At 65.2% G+C, this 11,693-nt stretch carries 10 protein-coding genes; 3 read left to right on the top strand and 7 right to left on the bottom strand.

The window, feature by feature from the left end; translation table 11 throughout:
* The 6 genes from VNW74_RS31490 to VNW74_RS31515 form a co-directional block, all read right to left on the bottom strand.
* On the bottom strand, window positions 1-1,394 hold a 1,394-nt coding region (locus VNW74_RS31490; RefSeq protein ID WP_325684262.1), incomplete at its 3' end, for a prolipoprotein diacylglyceryl transferase.
* Window positions 1,391-2,206 (bottom strand): tryptophan synthase subunit alpha, encoded by an 816-nt coding sequence (trpA, locus tag VNW74_RS31495; RefSeq protein ID WP_325684338.1) that lies wholly within the window; start codon window positions 2,204-2,206, stop codon window positions 1,391-1,393. The genes VNW74_RS31490 and trpA, both read right to left, overlap by 4 nt.
* Window positions 2,206-3,480, bottom strand: coding sequence for a tryptophan synthase subunit beta (gene trpB / locus VNW74_RS31500; protein ID WP_325684264.1), 1,275 nt, complete (start codon window positions 3,478-3,480; stop codon window positions 2,206-2,208). The genes trpA and trpB overlap by 1 nt, the downstream gene beginning before the upstream one ends.
* A gap of 125 nt (window positions 3,481-3,605) precedes the next feature.
* Window positions 3,606-4,424, bottom strand: coding sequence for an indole-3-glycerol phosphate synthase TrpC (gene trpC / locus VNW74_RS31505; RefSeq protein WP_325684266.1), 819 nt, complete (start codon window positions 4,422-4,424; stop codon window positions 3,606-3,608).
* Window positions 4,425-4,508: 84 nt separating this feature from the next.
* Window positions 4,509-5,192: a TIGR02234 family membrane protein gene (locus tag VNW74_RS31510; RefSeq protein WP_325684268.1), complete on the bottom strand. Its 684-nt coding sequence runs from the start codon at window positions 5,190-5,192 to the stop codon at window positions 4,509-4,511.
* Window positions 5,193-5,202: 10 nt separating this feature from the next.
* Window positions 5,203-6,735: an anthranilate synthase component I gene (locus VNW74_RS31515; protein ID WP_325684270.1), complete on the bottom strand. Its 1,533-nt coding sequence runs from the start codon at window positions 6,733-6,735 to the stop codon at window positions 5,203-5,205.
* 62 nt (window positions 6,736-6,797) lie between these two features.
* Here VNW74_RS31515 and VNW74_RS31520 point away from each other — a divergent pair, with 62 nt between their 5' ends.
* From VNW74_RS31520 to VNW74_RS31530, 3 genes are all read left to right on the top strand, one after another.
* The gene (locus tag VNW74_RS31520) at window positions 6,798-7,256 is read left to right on the top strand and encodes a peroxiredoxin (RefSeq protein WP_325684272.1); all 459 of its coding nucleotides are present in this window, start codon (window positions 6,798-6,800) and stop codon (window positions 7,254-7,256) included.
* 48 nt (window positions 7,257-7,304) lie between these two features.
* Window positions 7,305-7,856 carry a hypothetical protein gene (locus VNW74_RS31525; RefSeq protein WP_325684274.1) on the top strand — a complete coding sequence of 184 codons (552 nt, stop codon included), beginning with the start codon at window positions 7,305-7,307 and terminating at the stop codon, window positions 7,854-7,856.
* Between the two features lie 79 nt (window positions 7,857-7,935).
* Window positions 7,936-9,465, top strand: a complete 1,530-nt coding sequence (locus VNW74_RS31530) for a protein kinase domain-containing protein (protein ID WP_325684276.1) — start codon at window positions 7,936-7,938, stop codon at window positions 9,463-9,465.
* A gap of 1 nt (window position 9,466) precedes the next feature.
* On the opposite strand, the gene VNW74_RS31535 is transcribed toward VNW74_RS31530, so the two are convergent.
* Window positions 9,467-11,638: a bifunctional diguanylate cyclase/phosphodiesterase gene (locus VNW74_RS31535; RefSeq protein ID WP_325684277.1), complete on the bottom strand. Its 2,172-nt coding sequence runs from the start codon at window positions 11,636-11,638 to the stop codon at window positions 9,467-9,469.
* Window positions 11,639-11,693: the final 55 nt, after the last annotated feature.

Raw genomic sequence — 11,693 nt, forward strand, 5'->3', positions numbered from 1 at the left:
AGACTTGACACCAGTTCCTCCGCTGATGTGCTCTCGTCGCCGGCCGATTCTGTGAGTTCCACCGCTTCGGCGGCTTTCGGCGCGGGGCTTTCGGTGTCGGGTACGTCGGCCCCTTCGGGTTCCTGCCCCTCAGCGCTGACCACCTCGGCGTCCTCAACCTCGCCAGCCGTCTCACCGGCGCCAGACACGTCAACCCCTTCGGGTTCCTGCCCCTCAGCGCTGACCACCTCGGCGCCCTCAACCTCGCCAGCCGTCTCACCGGCGCCAGACACGTCAACCGCTTCGGTGACCTCGACCTCGAGCGCGTCCAGCTCTGCCGCGTCCGCCTCCTCCACGACCGCTGCAGCTTCCGGTCCGTCCAGCGCGGTCACCTCCGCCGTTTCCGTATCCGCGGCCGCCGCAGCGACGGGTGCTGTCGACTCTGTCGACCCGGCGGCCGCTCGAGCGGTCGCGGCGACGGGGCCGACGGACGGCGAAGAAACTGTCGGCGCCTCTTCAACCGAGTCCGGCACCAATCGATCAGCAGCTGAACCACTGAGCGTCGCCGGATCCTCACGGCCCTTGGGCGCCAGGATCAGATACACCACCGCGCCGATGAAGACAAAAGTCGCTGTGAAGGAGTTGATCCGGATTCCGGCGATGTGGGTGGCCGCATCGTCACGCAACAGCTCGACGCAGAAGCGTCCTATGCAGTACCCGGCGACATACAGCGCGAATAGCCGACCATGTCCCATCGTGAAACGCCGATCCAGGTAAATCAGCACGGCGAACACCAACAGGTTCCAGAGCAATTCGTAAAGGAACGTGGGCTGCACAACCATCGCGAGCTGTCCGGTCGACACGCCATCAAGCGAATGCACATCCACGAATCCGGCCGGGTCACGCCGGTAGAAAATCTCCAAACCCCAGGGCATCGTGGTCTCGCGGCCGAAGAGCTCCTGGTTGAAGTAGTTTCCCAGCCGGCCGATCGCCTGGGCCAGAACGATACCGGGAGCGATGGCGTCGCCAAAGGCGGGAAGCGGAATTCCGCGACGCCGGCAGGCGATCCACGCACCCACACCCCCCAGTGCCACCGCGCCCCAGATGCCCAAACCGCCGTCCCAGATGCGCAGCGCCGCAAGCAGTCCCGCGCCACCCTCACCGAAGTACGTGCGCCAATCAGTGGCCAGGTGATAGAGCCGGCCTCCGATGAGTCCGAAAGGTACGGCCCATAGCGCGATGTCATAAATCACACCGCGCTCGCCGCCACGGGCCACCCATCGCCGATCACCGATCAGCAGCGCGGCGACGATGCCGATGATGATGAACAACGCGTACGCGCGGATGGGCACCAGCCAGATGTGCCAGACTCCGCGCGGCGGGCTCGGGAAATACGCGATGACGGTCGTGGTCATAACCCGGAAATCCTTTGGCGCACCCCGGCCGCCAGCTCCTCTGTCAGCCCCCGCAATGCCGGCAAACCCGTAGTCAATGCGGAGACAAGCGCCGAACCCACGATCACACCGTCGGCATAGCTCGCGATTTGAGCCGCCTGTTCCCGCGACCGCACGCCCAGGCCGACGCCGACAGGGATGTCAGAGACCGCCTTGACCCGGCCTACCAATTCAGGTGCGGCCTGCGATACGGCATCGCGGGCACCGGTCACACCCATGATCGACGCCACGTATACGAATCCGCGCGATGCCTCGACCGTCGACGCCAACCGCTGCGGCGTCGACGACGGCGCGACCAGAAAGATGCGAGCCAAGTGGTGGTGGTCCGACGCCGCCAACCACTCGTCAGCCTCATCGGGGATTAAGTCCGGCGTAATCAAACCGTGCCCACCGGCCGCGGCGAGGTCGCGCGCGAATGCGTCAACCCCATAGCGCAACACCGGGTTCCAGTACGTCATCACGACGGCATGACCACCGGCTGCACTGATCCTCTCAACGGCCGTCAGCGTGTCCCGAACTCGTACACCTCCGCGCAACGCAACCTCTGACGCCGTCGCGATGGTCGGGCCATCCATACCCGGATCCGAATAGGGCACGCCGACCTCGATGAGGTCGCAGCCGGATTCGATCAACGCCGTCATCGCATCGATCGACGTCCGCACATCCGGGTACCCGGTCGGCAGGTAGCCGATCAGTGCCGCTCGGTTGTCGCGCTGACACGTCTCGAAAAGCGCAGTCAGACTACTTGGTTCGCTCTGTTTGACGATCATGATCAGCTGCTGCCCGCATCGTCGCCGTCCTGTATTAGACCGAACCACTTCGCGGCGGTCTCGACATCTTTGTCGCCGCGGCCAGACAAATTCACGACGATAACTGCCCCGCTGCCCATCTCGACGCCCAATTTGACCGCCCCGGCCACCGCGTGCGCCGATTCGATCGCCGGGATGATGCCTTCCGTCCGGCAGAGGAGACGAAACGCGTCCATCGCCTCGCTGTCGGTGATTGGCCGGTATTCGGCACGCCCGTTGTCTCGCAGCCACGCGTGTTCGGGGCCCACACCCGGATAATCCAGGCCGGCCGAAATCGAATGCGATTCGATGGTCTGCCCGTCCTCGTCCTGCAGCAGAAACGAGAACGATCCCTGAAACGCCCCGGGCGACCCGCCGGTGAACGTCGCCGCGTGCCGGCCGGTCTCAACGCCGTCGCCAGCAGCCTCGAACCCGACCAGCCGCACGCCCGGGTCGTCGAGGAAGGCGTGGAAGATCCCGATGGCGTTGGATCCTCCACCGACGCACGCGGTGACGGCGTCGGGCAGTCGTCCGGCCTGATCCTGAATCTGCACACGCGTCTCGAGCCCGATGATCCGCTGGAAGTCGCGGACCATCGTCGGGAAAGGATGCGGCCCGGCGGCGGTGCCGAAGCAGTAGTAGGTGCTGTCGGCGTTGGTCACCCAGTCGCGGAACGCCTCATTGATCGCGTCTTTGAGTGTCTGCGAGCCCGATTCGACCGACACCACCTCGGCGCCCAGCAGTCGCATCCGCGCCACATTGAGTGCCTGCCGCGCGGTGTCGACGGCGCCCATGTAGATGACGCAGTCAAGGCCGAGCAGCGCGCAGGCGGTGGCGGTAGCCACCCCGTGCTGGCCCGCACCAGTCTCGGCGATCACCCGGGTCTTGCCCATCTGCCGGGCCAGCAGAGCCTGGCCCAGTACGTTGTTGATCTTGTGAGAACCGGTGTGGTTCAAGTCTTCTCGTTTGAGAAATATGCGTGCGCCGCCGGCGTGCGCGCCGAGCCGAACAGCCTCGTAGAGCGGCGACGGCCTGCCGGTGTAGTGCACCTGCAACTTATCCAGAGCGTCCAGGTATTCCTGGTCGGTGCGCGCCTTCTCGTAGGCGGCGGTAACCTCCTCGATCACCGCCATCAATGCCTCGGCGACATAGCGGCCCCCGTACACACCGAAATGCCCCCGGGAGTCGGGATCGTGGTGGGTGGGCTCGGCGATCGCCGCGCTGGAACGCGGAAGTTCCGGGCGCAAAATGTCTGCCATCACGAAGGCTCAACGCGCAAGCGGCTCATAGGGTTCAACCATTTCCCTGCATGCGCCTCATGAATGCCTAGCCAAATTGCCCGGCTCCTCCTCATTGCGCTACGCGCTCCAGTATCGTCGCCGGGCTAGCGGGCCGGCTTCGGACACGACGGATGCCTACCCGCGGTGACGAGGTCGGCGACGGCTGCACGGGGATCGCCGCTGGTGACGACGCCCTCGCCCACCAATACAGCGTCCGCACCCGCGCCGGCGTAGGCCAGTAGGTCGGCCGGGCCACGCACCCCAGATTCGGCAATCCTGATCACGCCGGTGGGCAGCCCCGGCGCGATGCGCGCGAAGCAGTCTCGATCAACTTTCAGCGTCTTGAGGTCTCGGGCGTTGACGCCGATCACCCGCGCGCCGGCCTGCAGCGCCCGGTCCGCTTCCTCCTCGGTGTGTACCTCGACCAGTGCGGTCATGCCCAGCGACTCGATGCGCTCCAACATCGACTCCAGCGCGGACTGGTTCAGCGCCGCGACGATCAGCAGCAGCATGTCGGCGCCGTGCGCGCGGGCCTCATGAATCTGGTACGGCCCCACCACAAAATCTTTGCGCAGCACCGGCACCGCCACCGCCGCGCGCACCGCGTCGAGATCGTCCAGCGAACCGTTGAAGCGTCGTTGTTCGGTCAGCACACTGATGACGCGCGCACCGCCGTCCTCGTACGCGCGCGCCAATTTGGCCGGATCGGAGATCGACGCAAGTTGTCCCGCCGACGGGCTGGCGCGCTTGACTTCTGCGATGACACCGATACCGGGCTCGCGCAACGCCGCCAGGACGTCCAATGGCGACGGCATGGCCTCGGCGGCCGCCTTGATCTCGGACATGCTCACGACGGCCTCACGAGCGGCGACGTCTGCGCGGACTCCTTCAATGATGGAGTCGAGCACGGTTGCCGAACTCATGTTGGTGCTTCTCCTTTTGGCCCCACGGCTGCCAGCAGATCGATGGCGTCCTTCGAAGGGTAGCGACCGTCGGCGCGCGGTCCGTCACCGACCCTCGCTGTCAGCTTCGTGTCGCACTTCGCGATCCGGCCGGGTCGCCGACTCGTGCGGTTGATCGGTCGGGTCCTGAGTTGGGTCCTCGCCTTCGTCGAGCGCATCCCAGATCATTCGCTCCGACATGATCTTCTCGTCGCGCTGCGCCACCAACCGGCGCGCAGCGGGCGTCACGTATTTCGTGTCTGCGCCGCGACCCGAGGCCGCCGCCCGCATCAACAGCACGGCACCGACCAGCGTGCACACCGCGGTCGCGAGGGTGATCGCCGGACCCGGGAAGTGCCGCTGGCTGCCCACCAACCACAGCACCGGGACGTGTGCGAGGTCGGCTGCGCGCACGGCCACATCGCGGATCACCAACAGGCTGATCGCCAGATATCCAGTCGCCAAGCTGGCGATAGCCACCACCACCGCAAGTATCCGCAGCGGCCAGCCGCGCACCGCCAACGCGGCGACGGCGGTAACCAGCAGCACCAGCGCCAACGGGACCAGCGCGGACGACCATGCCGCGCCGGACAGCGCGATGAGCTTCGGCGGGCCCAGCCCGTCGAACGTCCGCAGGTCGACCCAGGTCAGCCCCGCTGACGCCCACAATCCGGCGGCGGCGGCCACCAGCAGGGCCTGTGCTATCCGGATGGTCCGCCGGCCCGGGCGGTCGGGCTGGGCATCAGCCATCCTGGCCACGTTAATTGCCATCGGGGGCGGCCAAAGTCTCCGCCGCCGCGATCGCGTTCAGCACCGCCCGCGCCTTGTTCGTCGCCTCGGTGTGCTCGTAGGGCCCGTTGGAGTCGGCCACCACTCCGCCGCCGGCCTGAACGTAGGCGGTGCCGTCACGCATCAGAGCCGTGCGGATCGCGATCGCGAAGTCGGCGTTACCGGCGAAATCGAGGTAGCCGATCACGCCGCCGTAGAGGCCACGACGGGTCTTTTCCACCTCTTCGATCAGTTCCATCGCGCGCACCTTCGGGGCACCGGACAGCGTTCCGGCCGGGAAGCAGGCCGTCACGGCGTCCAGGGTGGTGCGACCCTCAGCAAGCATCCCGGTCACCGTGGACACCAGGTGCATGACGTGGCTGTAACGCTCGATGTGGCTGTAGTCCTCAACGCGAACGCTGCCCGGCACACAGACTCGACCCAGGTCGTTGCGGCCCAAATCGACCAGCATCAGGTGCTCGGCGCGTTCCTTCTCGTCGGCCAGCAGCTCCTTTGCCAGCAGCTGATCCTCTTCTTCGGAATGCCCCCGCCATCGAGTTCCGGCGATCGGATGCGTCGTCGCCCACCGATCCTGGACGGTCACCAGCGCTTCGGGACTCGACCCGGCGATCGAAAACGCCGTTCCGCCAGCGTCATCCGGGACGTGCAGCAGATACATGTACGGGCTGGGATTGGACACCCGCAGCATCCGGTACACATCAATCGGCTCAACGTCGGTGTCCATCTCGAAACGCTGTGAGGGCACCACCTGAAATGCCTCGCCGCGCTCGATTTCGTGGACGAGATGCTCGACGATCGCCCCGTATTCCTCGACAGTGCGCTGCGCGCGGTGCCGCGGCTCGGGTCGGGTGAACGTGGCGACGGTCGAGGGTAGCGGCTGGCCCAACGCGGCGGTCATCACGTCGAGTCGGGCGATCGCGTCGTCGTAAGCCTCGTCGACCCGCTCCTGGGTGCCGTTCCAGTTCACCGCGTTGGCGATCAACGTGATGGTGCCCTCGTGGTGATCGACGGCCGCCACGTCGGTGGCCAGCAGCAGCAGCATGTCCGGCAAGTTGAGGTCGTCGACGGCCAACTCGGGCAGCCGTTCCAACCGTCGCACCAGGTCGTAGGCGAAGAAGCCCACCATGCCGCCCGACAACGGCGGCAGCCCGGGCGGCGCGGCGGTGGCCAGCAACTCGCACGTGGCACGCAGGGCTTGCAGCGGGTCCCCGCCGGTAGGGGCATCCCGGGGCACCGCGCCGAGCCACACCGCCTCCCCGTCACGCACCGTCAACGCCGACGGTGCCCCCGCCCCGATGAATGACCACCGCGACCAGGACCGGCCATTCTCGGCTGACTCCAGCAGGAAGGTGCCCGGCCGGTTGGCGGCCAGCTTGCGGTACGCGGACAGCGGTGTCTCGGCATCGGCCAGCACCTTGCGGGTCACCGGCACCACACGATGCTCGGCCGCCAGCATGCGAAAATCATTCCGCGAGGTGGTGGCCGCGGGGAGGTTGGCGTTCACCCTTCTATCTTCCAAGTGGTCTCCCCAGATGCCGCAGCGACCCCCGGCGTAACCTTACGGCCATGAAAACCGGTGACACGGTGGCCGACTTCGAGCTTCCCGACCAGACTGGCAACCCGCGCAGGCTCAGCAGCCTGCTGTCCGACGGGCCAGTGGTGCTGTTCTTCTATCCGGCCGCGATGACACCCGGCTGCACCAAGGAGGCCTGTCACTTCCGCGACTTGGCCGGAGAATTCGCTGCCGTCGGGGCCAACCGGGTCGGTATCAGCGTCGATCCTGTTGCAAAACAAGCCAAGTTCGCCGACACGCAGGGTTTCGACTACCCGTTGCTGTCCGACAGCGACGGCGCGGTAGCCGCCCAGTTCGGTGTCAAACGAGGGCTGTTGGGCAAGTTGATTCCGGTCAAACGCACAACGTTCGTCATCGATACCGATCGCAAGGTGCTCGACGTGATCTCCAGCGAACTGAGCATGGACACCCACGCCGACAAGGCGTTGGTCGCGCTAAAATCACGTAAGTAACTCTTCGCAGTTCTTCTGCCGCATTCGAAGAATCCCTATTCTCTCGGGATGGCAAACCGTCCCGTCGGCACGGTGTCGCTATCCGTTGCGGCACTCGCCTTGCTGTTCGGGTGCTCGTCGTCGCCTGAATATTCGGCTCGCCAATCGTTCACCGTCGGCAACAGTGCGGTAGCGCAGCTCGTCCAAGAAACAGTCGGCGGTGACCGATTTGCCGCGCCGATCGAGGGCTCACCGATCGTCACCTGCACTGGGCGAACGACGTGCACCATCAGCTACACGGTTCGGGAGACCACCAACACGATTTTTCACAAGGAAGTCGCTGCCGATATGCAATTGTTCTTGCCGACGGCGCCGATGTGGCAAGCGTTATTCGCCGATCCGCAGTTTCAGAGCGGAACGGTCACCGTAAGGGGTCCGGCGGACATTTCCGATAGCCACGGCGAAACCGCAACCTATTTCACGCTGACCTGCGACCGCGCGGATGCAGCAAAAATCGACTGGGGTGCCGTGGACGGTCATGGCATCCGTACCCAGTGCGACTACAAGCCTGAGGCTCAAGGCCTACCTGACCACACCGAATCGTCGCAGGCGGAACGTTAGCAACGTTCCCGTCGGCGCGGACGTGCCCGATCAGCAGCAGGTGGGCGCCTGGGGACGGTCGCCTTTGTAGCATGCTCGCATGCCGCTGAACCAGGGAGACGTGTTCGCCGGATACACGATCGTGCGGCGGTTGGGATCCGGAGGGATGGGCGAGGTCTATCTGGCCCAACATCCGCGGCTGCCCCGCCGAGACGCCCTCAAGGTCCTACCTGCCACCCTGACTACGGATCAGGAGTACCGGCAGCGATTGAGCCGTGAAGCAGACATCGCCGCGGAGTTGTGGCATCCCCACATTGTCGGAATCCACGACCGCGGCGAGTTCGAAGGACAGCTGTGGCTTTCGATGGACTATGTCGAGGGAACCGACGCCGCCGAGTTGCTGCGCACCCGGTATCCATCCGGGATGCCGAAAGCCGAAGTGTTCGGGATCATCACTGCCGTCGCTGACGCGCTCGATTACGCCCATCTCCGGGGATTGCTGCACCGCGACGTCAAGCCCGCCAACATCTTGCTGACTGAGGCCGATCATCGGGGACGGCGAATCTTGCTGGCCGACTTCGGCATCGCCAGAGAGATCGGTGGTATCAGCGGTCTCACCGCCACGAACATGGTGGTCGGGACTACCGCCTACGCCGCGCCCGAACAACTCATGGGGTCAGACATCGACGGGCGCGCCGACCAATACGCCCTCGGCTGCAGCGCTTTTCACCTGCTGACCGGGGCAGCGCCGTATCAAAACTCCAATGCGGCAGTGATCATCACCCAACACTTGTCCGCGCCGCCCCCGCATATCGGCGAACGACGACCGGATCTGGCGGACCTCGACGAGGTGATGACCAGAGTGCTGGCAAAGGATCCGGGTGATCGCTATTCGAACTGTTCGGATTTCGCCACAGCACTTACAGGCCGACCGGGTGTTGGCGCGGCACAGACGGTCGCTGGGCGCGCAGCCGCGGCACAGACGACCCGCGTTACCGCGCCGCAGCAGTCCACGCCGCCCAAAGCACCGCGTCGCGGACTGCGGCCGGCAATCGTGATATCCGCCATTGCCACGCTGTTGGTGCTCGTGGTGGCGGGAGTCGTTGGTGTAGGACTCCTGCGTCATCGCGCCAACGAGGCGGGCAGCAACGCCGCGATCGACGCCAACCAGCCGGGCAACAGCGCCAGCCCTGCCCCGAGCGAGCCGGGCAACAGCGCCACCGCAGCACCGCCGTCGGTCCAACTCACCAGGTACATCACCGATTCCTCACGCGTTTTGACCCCTGCCGGCCGCACCGCCGTGGAGGGCGCCATCTCGAAGCTCTACACTCAACGCAACGTCCACCTATGGGTGGCATACGTCCACGATTTCTCCGGGCTCACCCCGTACAGGTGGGCTGAGGACGTCATGCGCTCCAACGGATTCAGTGATACCGACGGACTTTTGGCTATCGCCACCGCCAACCGGTCCTTTGCGTTTCGACCACCGGCCGCGATGACCAACGGGACCAACGGAACTCGCGTCAACGCTGAGCTCATTCGGAAGGATCGAATCGCGCCCGCGGTGCGGCGCGACGAATGGTCCCGGGCAGCAGTAGGGGCTGCCAACGGACTGGAGGCTGGCCGCTAAGTCATCGTGGCGCTGGTGATGCGATCAACTCCATTATCGCGGGGGCCGTGACGGGCGGGCTGTAGTAGATGCCTTGCGCGACTTCGCATCCACAGTTCCGCAGGTATGCTGCGGTCTCGGCGTTCTCCACGCCCTCAGCGACAGTTGTCACGTTAAGAGCGTGCGCCAGATCAATGACAGCGCGCACGATGGCGTCGGCTCGCGGGTCTGTCAATACATTGCCGATCAAGTCCTGATCAACTTTGACCTCATCGATGGGCAGCTTGCGTAGATAGGTCAATGCCGAGTAGCCGCTGCCGAAATCGTCAAGCGCGATGTGAATGCTGCGCTCCCGCAAGGCTTCAAGTACATTGCGGGTTCGATCGATATTGTCCAGGACTAAGTCTTCGGTGATTTCGATGATCAATGACTGGCCCGGCAGGTTGTGTCGTGCCAGCGCATCGAAGATACGGCTGGGCAGGTTGACGTCTCCTACCAGCGGGGGAAAGAGGTTGACGGCGACTGGCACATCAACCCCTCGGAGCCGCCATTGGGCGGCGTCGCCCAGGGCTTGGTCCAGTACCAAATCGGTGACCGTGCGCATCAGGCCGTGTTGGCGCACCAGCGGCAGGAACTGCTGGGGGCGCACCAATCCGAAGACGGGGTGCGGCCACCGAACGAGTGCTTCGGCGCCCACCACGTCGGCGCTGCGCAGATCGACCTTGGGCTGATACAGCACGGTCAGGGCATGACGGCCGATCGCCTGACGCAGGTCGCTGAGCAGACGGACCTCGACCAACCCGCCGCGCGACGGCAGGGCATCGGATGCGGGAAAGCCCGGGCCGGCGTCGTCTCTGACATGCATGTCGGGACTGTATGTTTGCAGGCCGCCGCGCAGCCGCTTGGCCGAATACATTGCCATATCAGCGTGTTTGAGCAGCTCGGCGGCGTAGAGGTCGGAATCATCGGCATCGGCTACAGCCAGGCCGGCGCTGGGTCTCATGAAGATGACTTCGCCGTCGGTGCTAAACGGCCGTTCGAACGCTTCCATGATCTGGTAGGCGATGAGATGGGCGTTCTCTCCCGCGTCCTCGATGAGCACGGCGAATTCGTCACCGCCGAGTCGGGCGACGGTGTCCCCGGGTCGCGTGCAGCCCAGCAGCCGTTGTGCGGTTTGGATCAGCAGCGCATCGCCGGCCGGATGGCCCAAGTTGTCGTTGATGAGTTTGAAGTCGTCGAGGTCCATCGACAGCACCGCCACCGAGCGCTTGTCCCGGTGATAGAGCTGAATTGCATGCTCGAGCCGGTCGTGGAACAAGACCCGGTTAGCCAGGCTGGTCAATGGGTCGCGCAGTGCACGATCGGACACACTGTGCAGCAGTCGGCGATTCTCGGCGACCACCAGGAATTGGCGGGCCAGGACCGCGATTACCAGCCAGGGCACGACGGCGAACGCGGGATCGGATTGCACGCTGTTGCGGAACACGACGAGTTCCAAGCCGCCGGCGATGGCCAACGGTATATAGGGCAGCGACAGCGAGACCGGCGCGGTCAGCGATGCTGGCGGCTCCAACGGCGCATAGGGCGGCTCCGGCGGACAGCTGAGCGCAGCGATTCCCACGATCACCACCCCTGCCGACCAGCCGAGACCCACGGGGTTGTCAAAGGCGTAGCTGTTACGCGCAAACAGGTACTCGTAAGCGCTGCCGGACGCGGCGACCAGAGTCAGGCCCACCGTCAGCAGAGCGACCGTCACACGCCAACGGGCGTGCGCTCGGGCGAGCACCAAAACCGCCACGGTGACGGTCACGACCTCCGACACCGGATAGGCCAGCGACACGATCGCGGCGGAGTTTTTCACTCCTGTCGCGGCGTACGCATGGCGCAGCACCACCACCCAGGACACAACGAACAGCGCTGCCGCGACGATTGCGCCGTCCAACACCATCCGAAACCGATTGCCACCCGGATAACCGGCCGGTAAGACCAGCATCGCTACGCAGGCGGCCACCGGAAAGAGCAAGAACCCGGCGTTGGCTACGGATGGGTACAAGGGGTGGACACTACCGAGCCAGACTCGGTGATAAACCACCACTAGCTCACTGAACGTCCAGGCAGCCAGCCCGACGGTCATGTACACCCACGCCCGTCGCTGCCGGCCGCGGGTTCGTCGCGCGGCCAATCCGGCGCTCACTGCCGCGAACGATGGGAATCCGAGCCCTCCCACGACTATCAGCACGCGCATCGTT

Source organism: Mycobacterium sp. (assembly GCF_035570115.1).
GTDB lineage: Bacteria > Actinomycetota > Actinomycetes > Mycobacteriales > Mycobacteriaceae > Mycobacterium.

Excerpts from the sequence above, each read along its gene's own strand:
- trpB (WP_325684264.1), bottom strand. The coding sequence starts at position 3,480 with ATGGCAGACATTTTGCGCCCGGAACTTCCGCGTTCCAGCGCGGCGATC.
- trpC (WP_325684266.1), bottom strand. The coding sequence starts at position 4,424 with ATGAGTTCGGCAACCGTGCTCGACTCCATCATTGAAGGAGTCCGCGCA.
- VNW74_RS31510 (WP_325684268.1), bottom strand. The coding sequence starts at position 5,192 with ATGGCTGATGCCCAGCCCGACCGCCCGGGCCGGCGGACCATCCGGATA.
- VNW74_RS31520 (WP_325684272.1), top strand. The coding sequence starts at position 6,798 with ATGAAAACCGGTGACACGGTGGCCGACTTCGAGCTTCCCGACCAGACT.
- VNW74_RS31525 (WP_325684274.1), top strand. The coding sequence starts at position 7,305 with ATGGCAAACCGTCCCGTCGGCACGGTGTCGCTATCCGTTGCGGCACTC.
- VNW74_RS31530 (WP_325684276.1), top strand. The coding sequence starts at position 7,936 with ATGCCGCTGAACCAGGGAGACGTGTTCGCCGGATACACGATCGTGCGG.